Raw genomic sequence first — 22793 nt, 5'->3', positions numbered from 1 at the left:
GAAGAAGATGACACAACAATATTTGGATTTAGCGAGGAAGATTTTGGCAGAAGGTACAGTGAAAGAAGATCGAACTGGAACAGGAACAAAAAGTGTTTTTGGTTATCAAATGAGATTCAATCTTTCAGAAGGCTTTCCTCTCCTTACTACCAAAAAGACAGCTTTTGGTCTTATTAAAAGTGAACTTCTATGGTTTCTAAAGGGTGACACCAATATTCGGTACTTGTTAGAAAATAACAACCATATATGGGATGAGTGGGCGTTTGAGCGCTACGTCCAATCAGATGTCTATCAAGGACCTGATATGACAGATTTTGGAAAACGCTCTTTAGTTGACGAAGCATTTAATGAAGAATATAAGTCACAAATGGTAACATTTCGTGACAAAGTGTTACAAGACGATGCGTTTGCAAAGGAATTTGGCGAGTTGGGAAATATCTATGGTTCCCAATGGAGACGATGGAAAACGAGCCAAGGTGCAACCATTGATCAGTTAAAAGATGTGATTGAAATGATCAAACAGAAACCGGATTCTAGACGTTTAATTGTTTCCGCTTGGAACCCTGAAGATGTGCCTCATATGGCGTTGCCACCTTGTCACACGTTATTCCAGTTTTATGTAGCGGACGGAAAATTGAGCTGCCAGCTCTATCAACGAAGCGCGGATGTCTTTCTTGGAGTGCCCTTTAATATCGCCAGCTACGCCCTGCTTACACATCTGATTGCCAACGAGACCGGTTTAGAGGTGGGCGATTTTATTCATACTTTTGGTGACGCACATCTGTATCTTAATCATTTGGATCAAATAAACGAACAGCTGACACGCGAACCCTACCCACTTCCTGAACTCGTGATTAAAAATCCAGAAAAATCGATTTTTGAAATGGAAAAGGAAGATATCATCTTAAAAGGCTATCAGAGCCACCCACGTATCAAGGCTCCGATTGCTGTATAAAGAAGGGGGAAACAGGATGATTTGTTTAATATGGGCAGAAGATGAACAAGGTGCAATCGGTAAAGATGGTGGATTGCCTTGGCGCTTACCAAATGATATGAAATTTTTCAAAAACACCACTATGGGTCATACGGTATTAATGGGCCGCAAGACGTTTGAGAGCATGAAGAGAAGGCCTCTACCGGGACGAAATAATATCGTTCTAACCCGGCAAAAAGATTACGAAGCTCCAGGAGCTACAGTTATTCATGATCTAGATTCCTTGCACACCATGATAAAGGGAAAAGATATGTACGTTATTGGTGGCAGCGAAATCTATCAGATGTTTTTGCCGCTTGCAGATGTTTTATGGAGAACGAAAATTATCGGCGATTTTGATGGAGATACCTTTTTCCCAGCTGTGAACTGGGACGAATGGCAAGTAGAAGAAGAAATCGATGGAATTTTGGATGAAAAAAATATTTATCCTCATGTTTTCCAAAAATTCGTTAAGAAATAACCAAAGTGGTACCAAAACCTTAAGCAGCTAAAGTATGAACAATCATGACAAACTATTGTCGGGTCTATCTTTTGAAGCACGTTTAAGAGGCAGATATTCGTATACGAGGAAGAGGCTGGGATTTTTTCCCAGCCTCTTCCTATTTGAAATTTATTTATACGTATAAAAGAATGGCAAAGTAATGGCTAGCTGCTCCAGCTAAGACGAATAAATGCCAGATGACATGCATGTATCCAAATTTTTTGTTGCTGTAGAAAATCGTACCTAAACTGTAAAATAGACCACCTAGTATAAGTAACCACAAACCACCCATATCAAGCGTTTGATAAAGCGGGCGAATCATAAAGATAGCGAGCCAACCCATTCCTAAGTAAAGGAACGTGGAGAGACGGTTTAGTTTTCCTACAAAGAAAATCTTAAAAATCACGCCTACTAGCGCAATTCCCCATACAGTGAAGAAGAGGACGTTTGCTCCGGTTCCATTTAATGCGATTAAGCAAAAAGGTGTGTATGTTCCAGCAATCAGTAGATAAATCGAAGCATGATCGATATACCGAAATACTTTGTGATAACGAGTAAAGCTGAAACTATGATAAAGAGTAGACGACAAGAACAGTAAAATCATGGAAATACCATAAATTAAATAAGCTGTTAGATGCAGGCTACTATTCGATTGAATTCCTTTCATAATAAGGAAAACAAGCGCAACGATACTTAACAGAGTACCAATTCCATGGGTGGCTGCATTCAAGACCTCATTAATCACTTGTGTCCGTTTTTTTGCTAATGGTTGTACTGACATAATAAACCTCCTCGTATAATAAGTTTGTAGTTAAGAATTGTTCTTAACTTAGTTGATTGATTAACTGTTTGAAAGAATGGAGCTTTCTCCCCCATGGGGGAGAAAAATTTCAAAAAGTCGCTTTTGATGTTCCATTCACTTTAGTTCTTTGATAATTAAATATCTTGGTTATCGCTTGGTCATTCCGTGCTGTTTCTGTGTAAAATAGAACTAGATGGAAGATGGTTCTAAATGGGATGAAGCTTTCCCCTCCTTGTAGTTCGACTACTCATTAAGCATGCTTCCCGTCACAATGTTGAGACTATTTACTCATAAGCTGTATGGCTTGGTTCTTGTGTCCGTTGGTCTTAGGAAACCTTCGGTCTTGGCAGCTACACAAGAAACGAGTTAAATACTTATGCGCGAGGTTAAGGCACGCATTGTGTTACAGGGATAGCCCGGAGTGACCAAGCTTACCTTCCAAATTTATAACGAAAGGGGGAACCCTTCCATGAAATTATTTGTCGGTTTAGACGTAAGTAAAGCGAAACTTGATGCTTGTTTTCTCTTACGTGAAGATGATACCAATACGATTCTTTGGCAAGAGACAGTAGCGAATAGTGAGTCAGGCGCCACAATGATTAAAGACCAAATCCTTCGTTTTCACGAGGAGTTGGATTTTGACAAAATACTTGTAGGTATGGAAGCGACTGGTCAGTACAGTATGCATCCGTCCTTATTCTTCTCAAATGATCCAGAGTTGAAACTGATTAACGTTGAAACCATTGTAGAAAACCCGCGGGTTATTCATCGTTTTTCTAAAGTCTGGACAGAAGAAAAGAATGATAAATTAGACGCCCAAATCATTGCTGAGTTTTTAACAACTGGAAAGCATACGAAAACTCAACCACGAGAAGAAAAATTCGTTGCTCTCCTACGTTTTACTCGTACACGCTATCAGTTGATTCGTCAGATGACCGAAGCCCAGCAGCACTACGTGGAAAATCTTTATTACAAGTGCAACACTCTTTCGAGTGACTTAAAAGCTGAAAACATAAGCACCTCTGTGTTTAGTTCAACGATGATTCAATTAATGAATGGCGACATTTCAATGGCTGAGATTCGGACAATGAATAGCGTTGAGCTAGCTGCTTTACTTCAAAAGTTTGGGCGAGGACGCTTTAAAGATCCTGTCAAATTAGCTAAAGTCATTAGAAAATCTGTCTCAGACTCTTATCGCTTAGGCAAACTAGCACAAGACAGTATTGATATCAATCTAGGTGTTCAAATGCGTGTTATACGTGGATTTGAACAAGAAATAAAAATCATTGATAAAGCCATTGAGAATATTATGGAAACCATCGATAGCGCCAAAACATTGTTAAGCATTCCAGGAATTGGACCTGTTTATGCCGCAGGCATTATCGCTGAAGTTGGTCAAATTGACCGATTTAACCATGAAGCTCAACTGGCAAAATACGCTGGTCTTTATTGGCCAAAACATCAATCTGGTAACTATCAAAAAGAAAAGACACCGATGTCTAAGTCAGGAAACCGTTATTTACGTTATTACTTAGTTCAAGCTGCCAACTCTGTAAGACGATATATTCCTGAGTATGAAGCCTATTACCAGAAAAAATATAAAGAAGTACCGAAAAAACAACACAAACGAGCCCTCGTCTTAACTGCACGAAAATTAGTGCGTCTGGTGTTTGCACTCCTAAGCGATCACCAACTCTATATCGCAAGATCGGAGGCGATGGAGTCTTAAGAGAAACTATTTCTTAAGGACGACTATCCGAAGACATAAACCGAACGTATTTTCGAATACGTGACGGTTTAGTTCAGTGCACCCTTTTTTATGAAATTAGGTTGTCTATTTATAATCTATTCTCTTGACTTACCACCATAATGCTTAAGTTTGGAAAGGATTCACTCAATATGATGACATTATATCACAAAGCGTGATATTATTAATAAATAGAATGCTTACGAGGATGATGAATATGGAAAAAAGAACACGTTCAAATCGACCCGGTTGGAAAGTCGCCTTTTTCATCCTGCTTATATTAAATATAGTGGTAGTTGTTGCTGCCATTTCAGCGATTACGACAGACCCCCAAAATATGCCAGTTGAACAAGCTACTGAAACTTCTACTACTAACGAAGATTCGCTCGTTGCACAAGTGACGTTGAACGAGAAAGATTTGGAAGGCTTTCTGCAACAATTTTTGGAAGCACAAGAAGGAGAGGTAACGCCACAAATTGAAATCGCTGGAAATGTATATCTTAGTGGAGAGTGGCAAATTTTTGGTTTACCCGTTTCTTATTTGATACAAGCCGAACCTTTTTCCCAGGAGAATGGTGACTTGCAGCTGAAGGTGAAAGACATTCAGCTCGGCGCTTTTTCTCTACCGGTAGCGCAATCGTTACGGCTGTTTGCAAATCTGCTGGCTGAAGATGTACCTGTTTCAATAGATGCAGAAAATGAATTGATGACGGTCCTCTTGACCAGTATACAGACGGATCAATTACAAGGCATCCATTTGATACAAATTGATAAAGAAAATCAAGAATATGAGTTTGAAATCACTATAGACAAGCAAAATTTGCTACAATAGGAGAAAGCAATCCTTTAAGAAGGGGTGGACAAAATGGATCAGCAGTTTTTTCAATTTGCAATGACTTTTCGCGATCCTTATAAAAAGGATTCTTTAACGCATTTCGCTAATAAACTGGAAGAAGATAGTGGTTTTCCACGTAATCATTCCGATTATTATGAGTTAGCAGATTATTTGGAATTGAGTGGAGAATACACCAATCATATTTCTGCCTTTGATGAAATGTATCAGCTTTATAAAGAACGGAAAGAACAAGCAAGTAAAACAATAATGAAAAGTGAGGAAGCATAATGAGTGTACATATTGCAGCAAAACCAGGAGAAATAGCAGAAACAGTTTTATTACCAGGAGATCCATTACGTGCCAAATACATCGCCGAAACGTATTTGGAAGATGTAGTACAGTATAATTCTGTTCGAAACGTGTTTGGTTATACCGGAACGTATAAAGGGAAACGTGTTTCTGTTCAAGGAACCGGGATGGGATTACCATCAATGATGATTTATGCCAATGAACTGATTACTGAATACAATGTTCAAAACTTAATTCGAGTTGGTTCTGCAGGCGGCCTTCAAGAAGATGTTCACATCAGGGATCTTGTTTTAGCTCAAGGCGCAACTACTGATTCGAGTGTTGTGCAAAATATTTTCCAAGGCCAAGTAAACTTTGCCCCGATTGCGAACTTTGAGTTATTAGATCGTGCCTATCATCTTGCAAAAGAACGTAATCTAAATGTCCATGTAGGGAATGTTCTTTCTTCCGATCGTTTCTACAATGCAGAATTAGATAAGAAGAAGCTTGCTGATTATGGTGTACTGGCAGTTGAAATGGAAGCAACAGGTTTGTATATGCTTGCTGCACAACATAATCGCAGAGCTTTAGCTATTCTTACAATCAGCGATCATTTATTGACAGGTGAAGAAACAACATCTGAAGAACGAGAAAAAACGTTTGATGATATGATGATTATTGCTTTAGAGAGCAGCCTAAAAGACTGACCTCAAAACTATTCCACAAAAGGAAGAGGAGGTGACCCTTCATTATGGACAATCGACACTATAAAAAGAAAGTAAAAGGCAGCAAAAAAAGACAAGTTGGTGTGAAATTACCAATTTATTTTCTTTCTCTTGTAATCGTTGCATTACTGTCATTTGGAGCCTCACGTTTATTAGCGGATCAAGAAGAGGTGCCTAGTTTCAATGGAGCCGATGAAACGAGTGATTCTCCTGCATCGATGGGAGCAGTAGAAGGTGCGCATAATCTGGAAGCTGTTTATGAAATTATTCTAAACAACTATATTGAAGAGGTTGATGAAGAAGATTTGGTGGAGGGTGCCCTTCAAGGCATGGTGAATGCAATTGAAGATCCATATAGCCAGTATCTAAATGTGCAAGAGAGCGAGTCATTAGATGAAAGTATTTCTGCTTCTTTTGAAGGTATCGGCGCAGAGATTATGAGTATGAATGACCAGATTATTATTGTATCACCTATTAAAGGTTCGCCCGCTGAAAAAGCAGGGCTCTTACCAAACGATGTCGTTCTAAGTGCAGATGGAGAATCGTTAGCAGGAATGACTGCTACGGAAGCTGTCAATCTGATTCGCGGGGAGAAGGGAACGTCAGTAGAACTGGAAATTCAACGTGGAAGCCAAACATTTAAAGTTGAAATTTTCCGTGATACCATTCCGATTGAGACGGTAACGTATGAGATTGATGAAAGCAATCCGGAAGTCGGTTTGATTGCGGTTCATAGTTTCGCTCGTCCAACATATGATGAGATTGTTGAAGCAGTAACGGCATTAAGAGATCAAGGTGCAGGTAAGTTTATCTTCGACTTCCGTCAAAATCCTGGTGGCTTACTAGACCAAGCAATGATGATTGGAAATATGTTTGTGGAAGATGGCGAAATCTTACTTCAGACAGAAGAGAAAGAAGGAAATCCTCAACCGATTTATGCAAGTGACGAAGAATTCGGTGATTTCCAAATTACCGAACCAACAGTGATGTTAATCGACGAAGGCAGCGCCAGTGCTTCAGAAATCGTTGCAGGAGTTCTTCAAGAAGCGGCAGATATTCCACTAGTCGGAACTACGTCATTTGGTAAGGGAACGGTACAATCCATCTATCCATTAACTGCTGACAGTGAGTTAAAACTAACCGTGGCGAAATGGCTCACACCAGAAGGAAACTGGATCCATGATGAGGGTATTAAACCAGATTATGAAGTTGAGTTGCCAGAATATGCTTTCTTAACAATCATTGATACAACTGCAGAATATAAGCTTGGTGAAGTGTCGGAAGCAGTATTGAATGTTGAAAAAATGTTAGAAGCAATGGATTATACGGTTACAGCAGATGGATACTTCGATGAAGCTACCATTTCCTCGTTAGAAGAATTTCAAGCAGAAGAGAGTCTACCTGTTACAGGAGAGCTGACAGAAGATACCGCCGTTGCGATGGTTAATCGTCTGCGCGAAGTAATAGAAGAAAATGATACGCAGTACCAAAAAGCATTAGAAGTCATAAAGGAACTGAATGGTACAAATGAAAAGAATGACTGAAAAACTGGGAAACGTTGAAAAATGGCTAAAAGCAACTCTTATCGCCATGGGAATCGTTGTATTTGTTCGTTATTTTCTGCTCATTCCTATCAATGTAGCTGGAGACTCAATGAGTCCCCAGCTTGAGCCAAACAGCTACATTGTCTATGGACCATATGCAAAGATTGAACGCTTTGATATCATTCTGTTTCACGATAATCAAGGTGAATCATACATCAAACGAATTATTGGTCTTCCAGGCGAAACATTAGCTTACCGGGATGATCAGTTGTATATTAATGGAGAAGCTCTAGAAGAGCCACATTTAGCTGAAAATCGGAATTCCAATCAATTGCTGACACCAGACTTTGAGTTGGAATCATTAACCGGAGAAAAGGAAATTCCAGAAGATAGTTATTTTGTGATGGGGGATAATCGCTCACGTAGCAAAGACAGCCGGATGTTTGGCTTTGTTCCCCAAGGAGCAATCAACGGAAAGGCTCGTATGGTTATTTATCCGTTTGATGCATTTGTGGTGCTTCCTTAGAAATATTTTGTAAAGGGAAAAGAAGAGAGGCGTGAGAGGATGAAGGATAAATCGAGAAATTATTCGAAGGAGCGAAAAAGAAGAGTAAGTAGTACACCACCGCCGAAAGAAGGCAATATACTGAAAGAAATCATCAATATATTGATTTCGGTAGGGGTGGCCTATGTATTATTCGTGCTCATTCGCACGTTTCTATTTTTTCCTTTCCAGGTTTCCGGGGACTCCATGGTACCAACCATGTTGGACGGAGATCGTCTAATCCTCAATCGACTCGGTACTGTGGATCGATTCGATGTCGTTGTTTTTCCTGCACCTGATCCAGAAGGAGAAGGGGAGGAATACGTAAAACGAGTCATCGGCGTACCAGGAGATGAAATTGTCTATCAAGAAGATCAGCTCTATATTGATGGAGAGCAAGTGGAAGAAAAATATTTACAACCATTGAAAGAATCTCTTGATCGTCAGCTGACGAATGACTTCACTTTATGGGACATTCCTGGTAGCGAAAGTAATAAAGTACCAGAAGACATGTATCTGGTGTTGGGTGATAACCGCGAAGTGTCGAAGGATAGTCGTTCTTTTGGCTTCGTACCCGCAACAGAGATTGAAGGAACGACCAGTCTGCGGATCTGGCCCTTAAATCGAATTGGTTTTTTAGAAAAAAATGAATAAGAGCGGAACGACAAGAGGCGGGATTGAGGTCCTAGCCTCTTCGTTTGTGAAAGAGGAGGAACGTTATATGGTCATTCAATGGTTTCCAGGGCATATGGCAAAAGCAAAAAGACAAGCAATTGAAAACCGTAAAATGGTTGATTTAGTAATTGAGCTTGTAGATGCCAGAATACCTGAATCAAGTAGAAATCCGATGGTAGAAGAAATTGTCGGAAATAAACCGAAGCTAATGATCTTAAATAAAGCAGATTTAGCAGACAAGAAAAAAACAGAAGAATGGGTAAGGTATTATCGGACGGTATCTGCCGATCAAAAGGCAATTGCAATTGATGTCTTTAACCACACAGAAATTAATCAAGTAAAGAAAGTCTTAAAAGATATGATGGCAGAAAAAATGGCAGCCCGTTTAGAAAAAGGAGTTCAGCCACGAGCCATTCGTTTGATGGTTTTGGGTATTCCAAACGTGGGGAAATCCACTTTTATTAATCAAATGATTAAGAAGAATCAAGCGAAAACAGCAAATCGTCCAGGAGTCACGCAGCAACAAAAATGGATGAAAATTGGTAATGACTTTGAATTGCTGGATACACCTGGAATTTTATGGCCAAAATTTGAGGATCAAGAAATTGGTGTTAAACTCGCATTGAGCGGAGCAATTAAAGATGCTCTGTTCCACAAAGATGATATTGCGTTATATGCCTTACGTTTCTTCTTAACGAATTACCCGGGCCGTCTTCAGGCTGCTTATCGAATTGATGAAGAAAATCGGATGGATGACTTGCCAGGTTTGTTGATGGATCTGACTAAAAAAATGAATTATGGTGATGATTTCGACCGAGCCAGCGAAAAGTTGGTCTTCGATATTCGCGATGGAAAACTAGGACCTTTTACACTAGATGAAGTTCCAACGCCAACGAAGGAGTAAAAAACGAATGACCGAAAGCTATACAATTAAAGAACTGAAGAAACGTTTAATGGAAATTGAATCTCCGGACGACCCGTGGATTCAAACGGTGCGGCTTGATTCACGAAAAGGCGCGCAACTGGCATTAAAGCAGTGGGATAAAATTCAACAGAAAAAAGTACAACTTCTGAAACAAAAAGAAACTCTTTTAATAGAAGAAAATAAATTAATACAAGCAGGATATCAACTGATTGCAGGAGTAGACGAGGTCGGTAGAGGACCTTTAGCAGGCCCTGTTGTAGCTGCGGCAGTCTTGTTGCCGCCTGATATGGAAGCTTTACCCATCAATGATTCGAAGCAACTTTCCGCATCAGTTCGAGAAGAACTTTATGAAATCATTATGGAGCGAGCGGATGTAGGGATTGGTTTGGTTGAAGCAGACGAAGTGGACCGAATCAATATTTACGAAGCTACAAAAGTTGCGATGCTAAAGGCTATAGATGCATTGCCTCATAGACCGGATGCTTTGTTAATTGATGCAATGAAACTCTCCATCCCTATTCATCAAGTTTCCCTGATTAAAGGGGATGCACGCTCTTATTCCATTGCGGCAGCCAGTATTGTAGCAAAAGTATTCCGAGATCGCTTGATGGCTGATTATGCAAAAGAATACCCATACTATGGATTCGAACGCAACGCAGGATACGGGACAAAAACGCATTTAGCTGGTTTAGAGGAACATGGGATTACGCCCATTCACCGAAAGACTTTTGAGCCAATAAAATCTATTTTAAAAAAATAAAAAAACGGATTTCGCTCCTTTTGGTCTACTTTAATAGTAGTCGAAAGGAGTTTTATTATGCTGACAAAAAATGAAGCGATAAAAACAAAGCTGATTCATTACTCGATGATGGGTATTTTTACTACGGAACAACTGAACTACCTAAAGGATTGCCTTCTTTATGCCCCAGATTTTTCTTTAGAGGAAATTTTATTTATGGAACAAGGAAGAAGGATGAAAAATGCACTTTCTCTTCTAGAACGAGTTCGGATACTTGAAAAAACACAGGATACGAGTACAATAATGGAGCAATACCAGAAGAGGAACGTACACGTTGTAACCATCTTGGATGAAGAGTATCCTCCCTCCTTAAAGGAAATCTATCAACCACCTGTTGTTCTCTATTATCAAGGGGATTGGCGATTGACACGCCGGCGCAGACTCGGTATTGTAGGCAGCAGAAACGTGACAGAGTATGGCAAACAGGTCTTGGCTAAACTATTACCCCCATTGATAAAAGAGCATATTACCACGGTGAGTGGATTAGCTGCTGGAATTGATCAAGAAGTGCATACAAAGACAATGGGATTAGAAGGCAATACGATTGCGATTATCGGAACAGGTATTGATCGATACTACCCTCGTCCCAATCAAGGACTACAGGAAAAAATAGGTAAGGAGCAACTCCTAATCAGTGAATATCCGTTAGGTACGCCACCCAAAAAGCATCATTTTCCGATGAGAAATCGCCTGATTGCGGGACTGAGTCATGGTGTGTTGGTTGTTGAAGCGAAGCAACGTTCAGGCAGTTTGATTACGGCTAATGTGGCTTTGCAAGAGAATCGAGAAGTATTTGCGGTTCCAGGAAATATTCTGCATCCGGCCTATCAAGGAACAAATGAATTGATTCGTTCTGGAGCAAAACTAGTCCTTTCGGAAGAAGATATTTTTGAAGAATTACAAGCACTTTGGCTGTTGAAAAACAATAAAAATAAAATTAATATTTGACAAACTGTACATTTGTGGCATAAGATGAGTAACGATTTTAGGACAGTCGTTTGTCCTTGAAAGATAATGGAAAGGAGTTTTCCTTTGGCGTATAAATATTTAGTTATTGTAGAATCACCCACCAAAGCAAAAACCATTGAAAAGTATCTAGGAAAGAACTATAAAGTAGTGGCCAGTAAAGGGCATCTCCGCGATTTACCAAAAAGTCGAATGGCGATTGATTTTGAAAAAGATTACGAACCCGACTACATCACGATTCGTGGAAAAGGTCCGCTCATTAAGGAATTGAAAAAGTATGCCAACAAGGCTGAAAAAGTTTTCCTAGCATCTGACCCGGATAGAGAAGGGGAAGCCATTGCTTGGCACCTAGCTCATATCCTAGGATTGAATCCAAATGATAATATTAGAGTTATCTATAACGAAATTACTAAAACAGCAGTAAAAGAGGCACTGAAAAACCCACAACCGATTAATATGGATTTAGTTTCTTCTCAACAAGCAAGACGAGTATTAGACCGAATTGTAGGCTACTCGATCTCTCCTGTTTTATGGAAGAAAGTGAAAAAAGGGCTTAGCGCTGGACGTGTTCAGTCTGTAGCGCTGAAGTTGATTATCGACCGTGAAGAAGAAATTAATAATTTTGAACCGGTAGAGTCTTGGACACTGGATGGTACCTTCCAGAAAGATAAAAGTATATTTGAAGCTGCCTATTATGGCTTGAAAGATAAAAAGGTCAAGTTGAATAATGAAGATGAAGCAAAAGAGATGCTTGGAAGAATCAATGGAAATGAATTCCAAGTGACAGATGTCACGAAGAAACAACAAAAACGGAATCCTTCTGCTCCTTTTACGACATCAAGTTTGCAACAAGATGCAGCGAACAAGTTAAACTTCCGTACACGTAAAACCATGATGGTGGCACAACAGCTCTATGAAGGGATTTCCCTTGGAAAAGAAGGCTCCGTTGGTCTAATCACGTATATGCGTACAGATTCAACCCGAATTTCCAGTGGTGCTGAGAAAGAAGCGCATGACTTCATTGTTTCTCAATACGGTGATGAATATGCACGGAATAATCCTCGTAAGGATGCTGTCAAGGGGGGCGCGCAAGATGCCCATGAGGCGATTCGACCTTCTAATGTACTGAAAAGACCGGAAGATATCGAAGCTTACTTAACCAAGGATCAATTCAAACTGTATCAATTAATTTGGTCACGTTTTGTAGCTAGCCAAATGACACCGGCTATTTTTGATACGATGCGGTTAGACTTGTCTAATGGAGAAGTTGTCTTTCGTGCGAATGGATCCAAAGAAAACTTCCCGGGATTCCGGAAAGTGTACCAAGATTCAAAAACCAAGGATAACTTGTTACCGAATCTAGAAGTTGGCGATACTGTTTATGCGAAGGATATTGTGCCGAATCAACATTTCACACAACCACCAGCACGCTATTCAGAAGCAACCCTCATTAAATCATTAGAGGAAAACGGCGTAGGGCGTCCATCGACTTATGCACCGACAATTGAAACCATTCAACGCCGTTACTATGTAAAATTAAATGCGAAGCGATTCGAGCCAACTGAATTAGGAACGATCGTGAATAATTTGGTGGAGAGTTATTTCCCAGATATTGTAGACATTTCCTTTACAGCCGAGATGGAAGAAGATTTAGACCGAATCGAAGAAGGACAATTGGAATGGGTCAAAGTTATAGACCAATTCTTCCAACCTTTCAAGAAAGATTTGACTAAAGCGGAAGCAGAAATGGAAAAAATTGAAATTAAAGATGAACCAGCTGGATTTGATTGTGAAGAATGCGGTCATCCGATGGTCATTAAGATTGGTAAATTTGGCAAGTTCTACGCTTGCAGCAACTTCCCTGATTGTCGTAACACCAAGGCAATCGTGAAGAAAATTAACGTGACATGCCCACTGTGTAAAGAAGGGGAAGTCATTGAGCGGAAATCGAAAAAGAATCGTATCTTTTACGGTTGTGAACGATACCCAGACTGTGAGTTTGTCTCATGGGATAAACCAGTTGGCAGAGATTGTCCAAAATGCACCCAATACCTCGTACAGAAAAAAGTACGTGGTGGAGCTCAAGTAAAATGTAGCAATTGTGATTACGAAGAAGCCTTACATAAATAAACGAAGCAGCCACTCTACTAGGAGTGGTACTGCTTTTTCAAAAAAAGGAAGCGGTAACAAAAATGGGGTCAGTTTTCTGCCTGCGATTACCGCTAAAAAGGACATACTCCCGGGTTGCTTCCTATGGTAAAATGGATAGATGGGAGGGATACTTTTGACAACTAATCAACTTCTTCTAGAAGGCTTTGTCCACTACCTGGCAATTGAACGTCGTTACTCGGAAGAAACGGTAAAGGCTTATTTACAAGACTTAAAAAAATTCGAACACTTCCTTGGTGCCAGCGGATCGGTTTCACTTTCCGCAATTCGTTTGATGGATGTGCGGCTGTTTTTAAGCTACTTGGATGAAGAAGAGTTAAGCCGTAATTCCATCTCACGCATCTTATCCAGTCTTCGTGGGTTTTATGGATACTTAGTGCGAGAAAAAGTAATCACGGAAAATCCCGTCGCCACCATCTCCTTCAAAAATCGATCGACACGCTTACCGAAGTTTCTCTATGACGAGGAACTGACGAAGTTATTTGAGACAGCCAAAGGAACGGAACCATTAGATTATCGTAACATTGCTTTATTAGAGCTGTTCTACGCTACTGGGATTCGTGTCAGCGAGTGCCGCATGATTTGCTTACGAGATATTGACTTTACCTTAGGAGTTATTTTGATCATGGGGAAAGGGAACAAGGAGCGCTATGTTCCTTTCGGTCAATTTGCTCTTGAAGCATTGGAGGAATATCTGGAGAAAGGGAGAACTCCTTTGATGAATTCTCAGCAAAAGAAACATGACTATTTGTTTGTGAACCGATTGGGAGACCCGATTACTTCGGGAGGAATTGAATATATCCTGAAGCAAATTATGAAAAAAAGTGGAATGACCGGTGAATTACATCCTCATATGTTGCGGCATACCTTTGCGACTGACATGTTGAACGGGGGAGCAGATATGCGGACGGTTCAAGAGATGCTGGGGCATTCTAGCCTCTCCTCCACCCAAATCTATACCCATGTCACAAAAGACGCCCTACAGCGGAACTATCGCGCATTTCATCCACGTGCGAAAAGGAAAGAAGAGCGGTATAATAATTAATATAGAAGAAACTGGATGAGAGTATGCAATAAAGGAGTAATGTAAGATGACAACAATTTGTGCAATTCAACATAATGGTGAATCAGCAATGGCCGGTGACGGCCAAGTTACCATGGGTGAACAAGTAATTATGAAAGGTTCAGCCAAAAAAATCCGCCGTATTTTCAACGGTGAAGTCGTTGTTGGTTTTGCTGGTGGAGTAGCGGATGCATTTACCTTGGAAGATAAATTCGAAGAAAAGTTAAACCAACACAAAGGGAATTTACTGCGCGCTTCTATTGAAGTAGCAAAAGAATGGCGCGGTGATCGTGCTTTACAGAAACTAGAAGCGATGCTGATTGTGATGAACAAGGAGCAAATGTTTCTCGTATCCGGTAGTGGAGAAGTCATCGAACCAGATGACGGAATCCTCACAATCGGTTCAGGAGGAAACTTCGCTCTAGCAGCCGCAAGAGCCCTCAAACGAAATGATACGGAACTTACAGCAAAGGAAATGGCACGCCAAAGCTTACAGATTGCCTCTGAAATTTGCGTGTACACCAATGACAAAATTATTGTCGAAGAATTTGCTTAAGAACAGAAGGAGCGAACTATGGTTACAACAAAATCAAATCAAACACCACGGCAAGTGGTCGGTGAACTAGACAAATACATTATTGGACAAGATGAAGCAAAGAAATCAGTAGCGGTAGCTTTGCGCAATCGGTATCGCCGAATGCAGCTTTCTGCTGACATGCAACAAGAAGTAACACCTAAAAATATTTTAATGATCGGACCAACCGGTGTAGGGAAAACAGAAATCGCCCGTCGATTGGCTCACCTCGTTCAAGCACCCTTCGTAAAAGTAGAAGCAACGAAGTTCACAGAAGTAGGTTATGTCGGTCGTGACGTGGAATCGATGGTACGTGATTTAGTAGAAAATGCAATTTATTTAGTAGAGAACGAAAAACGCAGTGACGTGTATAGCCGTGCTTATGAAAAAGCATTGCAACGAATTGCGAAAGCATTGAAACCTGGAATTAAGAAGACTGTAAACCGGGATAATAATAGTTTCCAAAACATGTTCCAACAATTTGGTTTACCTCCAATGGGGGAAAATGAGGAAGAAGAAAAAGAAGAAGTAACCCAAGAAATCGCCCGCGAAAGAACGGAAATTGTCGAGCAATTGCGTAAAGGGGTACTGGATAACCGCGAAGTCACTCTTAAAGTAGAAGAAAAGAGCGGGAACCCGCTAGGTGCGATGGGTGGCAATGAACAGATGATGATGTTCCAGTCTGCTCTTGAATCGATGACTCCTAAGCGAAAAGTAGAACGGACCATGAAAGTAAAAGATGCGATTAAAGTCGTTACCGATGAAGAAACAGATAAGTTGATTGATCGAAATGACCTTTCCATGGAAGCATTGCGACTAGCAGAAGAGCACGGAATTATTTTCATTGATGAAATCGATAAAATCACTTCTAAGTCTGATCAAGGGGGCCAAGTATCACGGGAAGGTGTTCAACGTGACATCTTGCCAATTGTTGAAGGTTCTCAAGTAAGTACAAAATACGGAAACATCCAAACCGATCATATTTTATTTATTGCTTCCGGTGCATTCCACGTTTCCAAACCAAGTGATTTGATTCCGGAATTACAGGGACGGTTCCCAATTCGCGTAGAATTAAATGACTTAACCGAAGAAGACTTTGTCCGTATTTTGACAGAACCGCATAACGCCTTGTTGAAGCAATATCAAGCGCTGCTTCAAACAGAAGATGTGGCCGTTACCTTCACGAAAGAGTCTATTGAACGACTTGCTGCTATTGCAACGCAAGTGAATGAAGAAACAGACAATATAGGAGCTCGTAGATTGCACACGATTCTCGAAAAGCTGTTAGAAGATTTGCTGTTCGAATCTCCAGACATGCCAGGCGGCGATATTACCATCACCGCAAATTACGTGGATGAAAAACTAGCGCATATTGTCGAAGACCAAGACTTAAGACGTTATATTCTGTGAGGATGGATATGGAAGAATTATTAGAACGACTGCGGACCATCAATCGAATGCTACAAAAAGAAGGTGGCTTTGTCAGTGCTGAGAAGGCCACACCAACTCTTTTACCCTTTCAAGAAATGGCCAAGCGCTTAGCTGAAATCTTAGGGGCAAATACGTATCTAATTGATGATGCAGGCACGCTCTTAGGCTTTAGTGAAGCCATTGATATCAATAATGAACGCGTGAAACAAATGCTCGTAGAGCGAAAGTTTCCTTCTTACTACACGAGTGGCATCAATCAGCTGAACCTTACGACCGCGAATATCGGTATTGAATCTGATATCACTGTCTTTCCAGTCGAAACGAGAGATATTTTCGTGACGGGACTGACAACGGTAATTCCCATCTTTGCTGCTGGGAAAAGATTAGGAAGTTTGATTTTTGCCCGTTTGAATACAGCCTTTAATACGGGAGACCTCATTCTTGCTGAACATAGTGCAACCGTAATCGGCATGGAGCTCCTTCATTTAATTAATGTGGAAACTGAAATTGCCACACGGGCAGAAACTGCGGTTCATATCGCCTTACAATCCCTCTCTTTTAGTGAAATGGAAGCGGTCAGTGAGATTTTCCGCACCATTGAGGAATTGGAGGCACGAATCAATGCTTCTCAAATTGCAGCGAAAAAGGGCATTACCCGCTCGGTTATTGTCAATGCATTAAGGAAGCTGGAATCTGCTCGCGTGTTAGAGTCCAAGTCATTAGGAATGAAGGGAACGTACATTAAAGTACTCTCGCCTATCCTGTTTGATGAGCTGAAGAAAAAACTTCAAGTATAAAAATTGCATAACAAAAAAAGATGCCACGAGGCATCTTTTTTTGTTATGCATCTTTATTTTCTTTTTTATATCCTCGTCCAAACGGAATTTTATTTTCGGTTCCTTCTTTAATCCGCGTGATATTGCTGCGGTGACGATAGATGATATAGGATGTTAACGCAATGGTTACTACCACGAGCCAGATGTCTTTCATAAAGAATGAAATGACGACTGCGCTTAAACAGGCTAACATACTGGAAAAACTAACCATACTAGAAAGATAGAGGTAAAGTAAAAAGCAAGCAATCGCTAAGGCAAAGAAAAGGGGATTGTATGCTAAGATAATTCCAGCGCTCGTTGCGACTGCTTTTCCGCCTTTAAATTTTGCGAAAATGGGTAACGTATGTCCCACAGCAGCAATCACACCAGCCAACAATGGATGAATGTCTGCTCCCAACCAAATGGGAAGTAATGTAGCGACCGAACCTTTTAAGATATCCATTAAGAGAACAATAATTCCAGCCGTTTTGCCTAAGACTCGAAAGGTATTGGTTGTTCCCATGTTTCCGCTGCCGTATTCACGTACATCTTTTTGATAAAATAATTTACCAATCCATACTCCTGAAGGAATAGAGCCCAGAAGATAAGCAAGGATGATGACAATTAGAGAAGTCACTGTGTTCACTCCTTATACATAATTACAAACTACTGGGTTATTTTACCATTTCTTCGCAATAATTCATACTACACATTTGCGAGCGCAATCCTCTCGATTCCAAATTTTTCTTTTACAATCCCCATATTTTCAAGTATTATGATAGAATGGATGTTCGAATTCCGTAGAACGAAGGGGTTTAACTATGGCTACAAATAAGAATATATATAATGATGATTCCATCCAAGTATTGGAAGGACTAGAGGCAGTAAGAAAAAGACCAGGGATGTATATCGGTTCGACAGACAGTCGCGGATTGCATCATATGGTATATGAAATTTTAGATAATGCGGTTGATGAAGCCTTATCAGGATTCGCTGATGAGATTGAAGTCACGATTCATGCGGATCAAAGTGTGACCGTAAAGGATAACGGACGTGGGATGCCTACTGGGATGCATGCATCAGGCGTACCAACCATGCAAGTAATTTTTACCGTCTTGCATGCCGGAGGGAAATTCGGCCAAGAAGGTGGATATAAGACATCTGGAGGATTGCATGGGGTTGGTGCCAGTGTCGTGAACGCCTTATCCAGCTATTTGGATGTAGATGTTATTCGAGACAAGACCATGTACAGCATTAGCTTCAAAGACGGTGGGAAGCCCAAAGGAAAACTAACTACAAAGAAAAACGTAAATAAACCAAATGGATCATCGATTCATTTTATGCCAGATCCATCTATTTTTGGTTCTGCTCAACTTTCTTATGACATTCTAGTAGAACGGATGCGTGAATCAGCTTTCCTCTTAAAAGGGTTGAAGCTGAGCCTAACGGATGAGCGCACCGGTAAAAACGAAGTCTTCTATTATAAAGAAGGAATTCGTGAATTTGTGGCGTACTTAAATGAAGAAAAAGATACCTTAAATGACATCGCAGATTTCTCCGCAACCGTGGAAGATATCGAAGTCGACTTTTCCTTCCAATATAATGATGCATATGCTGAAACCATTCTTTCTTTTGTAAATAATGTTCGGACCAAAGATGGCGGTACACATGAAGTGGGCGCTAAAACAGGGATGACCAAGGCTTTCAATGAATATGCCCGAAAGATTGGCTTATTGAAAGAAAAAGATAAGAACTTGGAAGGTAGCGACGTGCGTGAAGGATTAACTGCTGTTCTCTCCTTGCGTATTCCAGAGAAGATTCTCCAGTTTGAAGGCCAGACCAAAGGAAAACTAGGAACACCTCAAGCTCGCGCGATCGTTGACAATTTAGTCAATGAGCGCCTCAGCATCTACCTCATCGAAAATGGTGAAGTAGGACAAATGTTGGTAAGGAAAGCTCTGAAGGCACGGGAAGCGAGAGATGCAGCTCGTAAAGCAAGAGAAAATTCACGTAATGGTAAGAAACGCAAAGGGGAGCTCCTGCTTTCTGGTAAGCTGACACCTGCTCAAGGGAAGAACCATGAGAAAAATGAACTGTTTCTGGTCGAAGGAGATTCTGCGGGTGGGTCTGCAAAACAAGGCCGTGACCGGAAATTCCAGGCAATCTTGCCGCTTCGCGGGAAGGTAATTAATACTGAACGGGCGAATATGCAAGATATCTTGAAGAACGAAGAAATCAGCACCATCATCCATACCGTTGGAGCAGGAGTAGGGCCGGATTTTGATCTGAAGGATAGTAACTACGACAAAATTATTATCATGACCGATGCGGATACGGATGGAGCGCATATCCAAACGTTACTCCTGACCTTTTTCTACCGATATATGAAGCCTCTTCTGGAAACAGGAAAAGTGTATCTTGCCCAACCACCTTTATATAAAGTATCAAAAGGAACGGGTAAAAAAGAAGTGATTGAATATGCTTGGACCGAAAAAGAACTAGCGGATAAAATCAAAATCATTGGAAAAGGCTATATTTTACAACGTTATAAAGGGCTTGGTGAAATGAATGCTGACCAATTATGGGATACAACCATGAATCCAGAAACCCGGACACTCATTCGAGTGTTGATTGACGACAAAGCAAAACTAGAACGTCGAGTCACTACTTTAATGGGGAATAAAGTAGAACCAAGACGGAAATGGATCGAAGGAAATGTTGAATTTACCTTGGAAGATGACAAGAGTATCTTGGAAGACGTTTTAAATGAAGAGCCGGATGGTGCAAACCAAGTGAAGCAACAAATTAAAGATGAAAAACAAGCGAAGAAACGTTCCGTGCCTACGATGGACGAAGAATTAGAACAAGTGGCATTAGATTTTGAAAGTGGTGAAGAGTAATGGCTGAGGAAAAAAATATTAAAGAGTTGATGATGGAAGATGTCATGAGCGACCGCTTTGGCCGGTACTCCAAATACATCATCCAAGATCGTGCTCTTCCAGATATTAGGGACGGTTTGAAACCCGTGCAAAGAAGAATCCTGTATGCCATGTATGCGAGCGGTAATACTGCAGAGAAGCAGTTCCGTAAGTCAGCGAAAACGGTCGGTAATGTAATTGGTAATTATCATCCGCATGGAGACTCCAGTGTGTATGAAGCTATGGTTCGTCTCAGCCAAGATTGGAAAATGCGTGAACCGTTAATTGAAATGCATGGTAACAATGGGAGTATGGACGGAGATCCGGCTGCAGCGATGCGGTATACGGAAGCACGTCTAGCGAAAATATCAGCAGAGCTATTAGGCGATATCGATAGTGATACGGTTGATTTCATCTTGAACTTTGACGATACGGATGAAGAACCAGTTGTTTTGCCTGCTCGGTATCCAAACCTTTTGGTGAATGGTACGACAGGTATTTCTGCTGGTTATGCGACAGATATTCCGCCGCATAATTTGGGTGAAGTAATTGATGCAACGAACTATTTAATTGATCACCCTGATGCTACACTTTCACAATTAATGAAATATGTGAAAGGACCAGACTTCCCAACTGGAGCGATTGTCCAAGGTTTGTCTGGGCTGAAGAGTGCTTATAAGACCGGAAAAGGAAAAGTAGTCGTTCGCTCCAAAACGTCGATCGAAAAAATGCGTGGCGGAAAAGAACGGATTATGATCACAGAGATTCCTTATGAAGTGAATAAAGCCATGTTAGTCAAAAAAATGGACGAGATACGCTTGAATCGAAAGGTTGAAGGAATTGATGAGGTCCGCGATGAAACGGACCGTACCGGCCTGCAAATCGTTGTAGAGTTGAAGAAAGAAGCGAATGCAGAAGGGATTTTGAATTATTTATTCAAAAACACTGATTTGCAAGTCAACTACAATTTCAATATGGTTGCGATTGACGAATTACGTCCGCAACAAGTTGGACTAGTAGAGATGCTTCAAGCGTATATCAACCATAAAAAAGAAGTGACCTTGCGCCGGACTCGCTACAACTTGAAAAAAGCAGATGCTCGTCTCCATATTGTGGAAGCCCTCATTACGGTGATCTCTGTTTTGGATGAAGTGATTCAGTTAATCCGTAACAGCAAGGATAAAAAAGATGCTAAATCAAACTTAATGAAGACCTTCAACTTTTCTGAAGTACAAGCAGAAGCAATTGTATCTTTGCAATTGTACCGATTAACCAATACGGATATCGTTGCCTTGCAAAATGAAAAATTGGATCTGAACGAACAAGTTGCCTCGTATCAAAGTATCTTGAAAAATGAAAAAACGTTGATGCTCGTTATGAAAAATGAACTGGCAGCCATTAAGAAAAAATACGCTACTAAAAGATTGACTGTAGTGGAAAAAGAAATCGAAGAAATCAAAATTGAAACGGAAGTATTGATTCCAGAAGAGGAAGTATACGTGCTCCTCACACAAGAAGGCTACTACAAACGCACGAGCTTGCGTTCATTTGCTGCTTCTGAAATAAGTGATGTCGGGTTACGCGAAGGAGATCAGCCTTTATTGCTTGAAAAAGCGTCTACCCTTGATTCTATCGCCATCTTTACCAATAAAGGCGACTACATGCATTTCCCAGTTTATGAGCTTCCTGAACTGAAATGGAAAGACATGGGTTATCATCTATCCCAAAATATTCCATTCTCTAATGGGGAAGAGATTATTGGGGCTACGATACTGAAGCATGAGGCGCCACTGACCGAACATCAGTCGGTTCTATTCGTTACCCAAGAAGGAATGATTAAACAGACAGCACTCTTTGAGTATCAATCCTTCCGTGGCTACCGCAGGAAGAAGAGCACAGCGATTAAGTTACGCAATAATACGGATCTAGTGAAGAGTATCCATTTCGTCGATACCAGCAAGATTAAAAAAGAAGTCTTAATGGTCACTCATTTTGGGTTTGCTCTGCGTTATCCGCTTGAAGAAGTGAGCCAAACAGGAATCCGTACGAGCGGTGTGAAGGCAATCAATTTGAAAGCAGAAGACAAGGTAGTTGGAGCGGCATTATTTGACGAAGAAGATGAGAAATACCCAATCTTCGTAGTAACACAACGTGGGAATGCCAAGCGTTTCCGTAGTGGTGAAGTTCCACGATTAGGCAGGGCGAAACGAGGATTGCTCCTCATTAAAGAATTAAAGGCGAACCCGCATCGTATTGTTTATATGGATGCAGCTCCAGAGTTGGATACCATCTATGAAGTTCGTACCACACGTGGGCAGAACAAAGAATTAATCAGCAAAACCATTCCATTCTCTGCACGTTACACCAATGGCTCTTCCTTTTTAGAAGAAAAAGAAGAAGGCATGGTATATAGTATTCGAAAGGTGTTCCCTTTTTCACAAAAAGGAAATTAACCCCTGTGATAGTAAAAAGTGAAACAGCATCAAACTGTTGTATAA

The 22793-nt window shown here is 40.7% G+C and carries 21 protein-coding genes; 19 read left to right on the top strand and 2 right to left on the bottom strand.

Going from position 1 to position 22793, the window contains the following annotated elements; translation table 11 throughout:
• Positions 1-7 precede the first annotated feature (7 nt).
• Positions 8-955 carry a thymidylate synthase gene (locus PVE40_RS04440; RefSeq protein ID WP_274730684.1) on the top strand — a complete coding sequence of 316 codons (948 nt, stop codon included), beginning with the start codon at positions 8-10 and terminating at the stop codon, positions 953-955.
• Positions 956-971: 16 nt separating this feature from the next.
• The gene (locus tag PVE40_RS04435) at positions 972-1454 is read left to right on the top strand and encodes a dihydrofolate reductase (RefSeq protein ID WP_274730683.1); all 483 of its coding nucleotides are present in this window, start codon (positions 972-974) and stop codon (positions 1452-1454) included.
• Between the two features lie 154 nt (positions 1455-1608).
• Here the strand turns inward: PVE40_RS04435 and trhA are convergent, their stop codons facing one another.
• Positions 1609-2256 carry a PAQR family membrane homeostasis protein TrhA gene (trhA, locus tag PVE40_RS04430; RefSeq protein WP_274730682.1) on the bottom strand — a complete coding sequence of 216 codons (648 nt, stop codon included), beginning with the start codon at positions 2254-2256 and terminating at the stop codon, positions 1609-1611.
• 490 nt (positions 2257-2746) lie between these two features.
• On the opposite strand from trhA, the gene PVE40_RS04425 reads away from it, so the two are divergent.
• The 15 genes from PVE40_RS04425 (at position 2747) to codY (ending at position 17359) form a co-directional block, all read left to right on the top strand.
• Positions 2747-4006: an IS110 family RNA-guided transposase gene (locus tag PVE40_RS04425; protein WP_274730690.1), complete on the top strand. Its 1260-nt coding sequence runs from the start codon at positions 2747-2749 to the stop codon at positions 4004-4006.
• A 235-nt stretch (positions 4007-4241) separates the two neighbouring features.
• Positions 4242-4856 (top strand): DUF2140 family protein, encoded by a 615-nt coding sequence (locus tag PVE40_RS04420; RefSeq protein WP_274730681.1) that lies wholly within the window; start codon positions 4242-4244, stop codon positions 4854-4856.
• A 33-nt stretch (positions 4857-4889) separates the two neighbouring features.
• Positions 4890-5147, top strand: coding sequence for a YozE family protein (locus tag PVE40_RS04415; protein WP_274730680.1), 258 nt, complete (start codon positions 4890-4892; stop codon positions 5145-5147).
• Complete coding sequence (deoD, locus tag PVE40_RS04410) at positions 5147-5854, top strand: purine-nucleoside phosphorylase (RefSeq protein WP_274730679.1); 708 nt, start codon at positions 5147-5149, stop codon at positions 5852-5854. The genes PVE40_RS04415 and deoD overlap by 1 nt, the downstream gene beginning before the upstream one ends.
• Positions 5855-5898: 44 nt before the next feature.
• Positions 5899-7416 carry a S41 family peptidase gene (locus PVE40_RS04405; RefSeq protein WP_274730678.1) on the top strand — a complete coding sequence of 506 codons (1518 nt, stop codon included), beginning with the start codon at positions 5899-5901 and terminating at the stop codon, positions 7414-7416.
• A complete protein-coding gene (lepB, locus tag PVE40_RS04400; protein ID WP_274730677.1) occupies positions 7391-7942 on the top strand; it encodes a signal peptidase I in 552 nt (183 codons plus the stop codon). Before PVE40_RS04405 ends, lepB (PVE40_RS04400) begins: the two co-directional genes overlap by 26 nt.
• A gap of 39 nt (positions 7943-7981) precedes the next feature.
• Positions 7982-8614 carry a signal peptidase I gene (gene lepB / locus PVE40_RS04395; protein ID WP_274730676.1) on the top strand — a complete coding sequence of 211 codons (633 nt, stop codon included), beginning with the start codon at positions 7982-7984 and terminating at the stop codon, positions 8612-8614.
• Between the two features lie 67 nt (positions 8615-8681).
• Positions 8682-9539: a ribosome biogenesis GTPase YlqF gene (ylqF, locus tag PVE40_RS04390; protein WP_274730675.1), complete on the top strand. Its 858-nt coding sequence runs from the start codon at positions 8682-8684 to the stop codon at positions 9537-9539.
• A 7-nt stretch (positions 9540-9546) separates the two neighbouring features.
• Entirely contained in the window at positions 9547-10320 is a 774-nt protein-coding gene (locus PVE40_RS04385; protein WP_274730674.1) for a ribonuclease HII, read from the top strand.
• Positions 10321-10377: 57 nt separating this feature from the next.
• Positions 10378-11307, top strand: a complete 930-nt coding sequence (gene dprA / locus PVE40_RS04380; protein ID WP_274730673.1) for a DNA-processing protein DprA — start codon at positions 10378-10380, stop codon at positions 11305-11307.
• An 84-nt stretch (positions 11308-11391) separates the two neighbouring features.
• Positions 11392-13455, top strand: coding sequence for a type I DNA topoisomerase (gene topA, locus PVE40_RS04375; RefSeq protein ID WP_274730672.1), 2064 nt, complete (start codon positions 11392-11394; stop codon positions 13453-13455).
• A 139-nt stretch (positions 13456-13594) separates the two neighbouring features.
• On the top strand, positions 13595-14539 hold the full coding sequence (gene xerC, locus PVE40_RS04370) for a tyrosine recombinase XerC (RefSeq protein ID WP_274730671.1): 945 nt from the start codon (positions 13595-13597) through the stop codon (positions 14537-14539).
• Between the two features lie 46 nt (positions 14540-14585).
• Complete coding sequence (hslV, locus tag PVE40_RS04365) at positions 14586-15113, top strand: HslVU peptidase proteolytic subunit (RefSeq protein WP_274730670.1); 528 nt, start codon at positions 14586-14588, stop codon at positions 15111-15113.
• An 18-nt stretch (positions 15114-15131) separates the two neighbouring features.
• Complete coding sequence (gene hslU, locus PVE40_RS04360) at positions 15132-16541, top strand: ATP-dependent protease ATPase subunit HslU (protein ID WP_274730669.1); 1410 nt, start codon at positions 15132-15134, stop codon at positions 16539-16541.
• An 8-nt stretch (positions 16542-16549) separates the two neighbouring features.
• Complete coding sequence (gene codY, locus PVE40_RS04355) at positions 16550-17359, top strand: GTP-sensing pleiotropic transcriptional regulator CodY (RefSeq protein WP_274730668.1); 810 nt, start codon at positions 16550-16552, stop codon at positions 17357-17359.
• 43 nt (positions 17360-17402) lie between these two features.
• Here codY and plsY read toward each other — a convergent pair whose 3' ends face one another.
• On the bottom strand, positions 17403-18014 hold the full coding sequence (plsY, locus tag PVE40_RS04350; protein WP_274730667.1) for a glycerol-3-phosphate 1-O-acyltransferase PlsY: 612 nt from the start codon (positions 18012-18014) through the stop codon (positions 17403-17405).
• A gap of 184 nt (positions 18015-18198) precedes the next feature.
• On the opposite strand from plsY, the gene parE reads away from it, so the two are divergent.
• On the top strand, positions 18199-20277 hold the full coding sequence (parE, locus tag PVE40_RS04345; RefSeq protein WP_274730666.1) for a DNA topoisomerase IV subunit B: 2079 nt from the start codon (positions 18199-18201) through the stop codon (positions 20275-20277).
• Entirely contained in the window at positions 20277-22748 is a 2472-nt protein-coding gene (gene parC / locus PVE40_RS04340) for a DNA topoisomerase IV subunit A (RefSeq protein ID WP_274730665.1), read from the top strand. Before parE ends, parC begins: the two co-directional genes overlap by 1 nt.
• Positions 22749-22793: the final 45 nt, after the last annotated feature.

The organism is Jeotgalibaca caeni (assembly GCF_028863945.1).
GTDB classification, from domain to species: domain Bacteria; phylum Bacillota; class Bacilli; order Lactobacillales; family Aerococcaceae; genus Jeotgalibaca; species Jeotgalibaca caeni.
Note: the sequence above shows the minus strand (reverse complement) of the source record. Positions and strands in the feature narration are given on the sequence as shown.

What these genes read in the sequence shown, in the direction of transcription:
- PVE40_RS04440 (WP_274730684.1), top strand. Translation starts at nt 8, where the DNA reads ATGACACAACAATATTTGGATTTAGCGAGGAAGATTTTGGCAGAAGGT.
- PVE40_RS04435 (WP_274730683.1), top strand. Translation starts at nt 972, where the DNA reads ATGATTTGTTTAATATGGGCAGAAGATGAACAAGGTGCAATCGGTAAA.
- trhA (WP_274730682.1), bottom strand. Translation starts at nt 2,256, where the DNA reads ATGTCAGTACAACCATTAGCAAAAAAACGGACACAAGTGATTAATGAG.
- PVE40_RS04425 (WP_274730690.1), top strand. Translation starts at nt 2,747, where the DNA reads ATGAAATTATTTGTCGGTTTAGACGTAAGTAAAGCGAAACTTGATGCT.
- PVE40_RS04420 (WP_274730681.1), top strand. Translation starts at nt 4,242, where the DNA reads ATGGAAAAAAGAACACGTTCAAATCGACCCGGTTGGAAAGTCGCCTTT.
- PVE40_RS04415 (WP_274730680.1), top strand. Translation starts at nt 4,890, where the DNA reads ATGGATCAGCAGTTTTTTCAATTTGCAATGACTTTTCGCGATCCTTAT.
- deoD (WP_274730679.1), top strand. Translation starts at nt 5,147, where the DNA reads ATGAGTGTACATATTGCAGCAAAACCAGGAGAAATAGCAGAAACAGTT.
- PVE40_RS04405 (WP_274730678.1), top strand. Translation starts at nt 5,899, where the DNA reads ATGGACAATCGACACTATAAAAAGAAAGTAAAAGGCAGCAAAAAAAGA.
- lepB (WP_274730677.1), top strand. Translation starts at nt 7,391, where the DNA reads ATGGTACAAATGAAAAGAATGACTGAAAAACTGGGAAACGTTGAAAAA.
- lepB (WP_274730676.1), top strand. Translation starts at nt 7,982, where the DNA reads ATGAAGGATAAATCGAGAAATTATTCGAAGGAGCGAAAAAGAAGAGTA.
- ylqF (WP_274730675.1), top strand. Translation starts at nt 8,682, where the DNA reads ATGGTCATTCAATGGTTTCCAGGGCATATGGCAAAAGCAAAAAGACAA.
- PVE40_RS04385 (WP_274730674.1), top strand. Translation starts at nt 9,547, where the DNA reads ATGACCGAAAGCTATACAATTAAAGAACTGAAGAAACGTTTAATGGAA.
- dprA (WP_274730673.1), top strand. Translation starts at nt 10,378, where the DNA reads ATGCTGACAAAAAATGAAGCGATAAAAACAAAGCTGATTCATTACTCG.
- xerC (WP_274730671.1), top strand. Translation starts at nt 13,595, where the DNA reads ATGGGAGGGATACTTTTGACAACTAATCAACTTCTTCTAGAAGGCTTT.
- hslV (WP_274730670.1), top strand. Translation starts at nt 14,586, where the DNA reads ATGACAACAATTTGTGCAATTCAACATAATGGTGAATCAGCAATGGCC.
- hslU (WP_274730669.1), top strand. Translation starts at nt 15,132, where the DNA reads ATGGTTACAACAAAATCAAATCAAACACCACGGCAAGTGGTCGGTGAA.
- codY (WP_274730668.1), top strand. Translation starts at nt 16,550, where the DNA reads ATGGAAGAATTATTAGAACGACTGCGGACCATCAATCGAATGCTACAA.
- parE (WP_274730666.1), top strand. Translation starts at nt 18,199, where the DNA reads ATGGCTACAAATAAGAATATATATAATGATGATTCCATCCAAGTATTG.
- parC (WP_274730665.1), top strand. Translation starts at nt 20,277, where the DNA reads ATGGCTGAGGAAAAAAATATTAAAGAGTTGATGATGGAAGATGTCATG.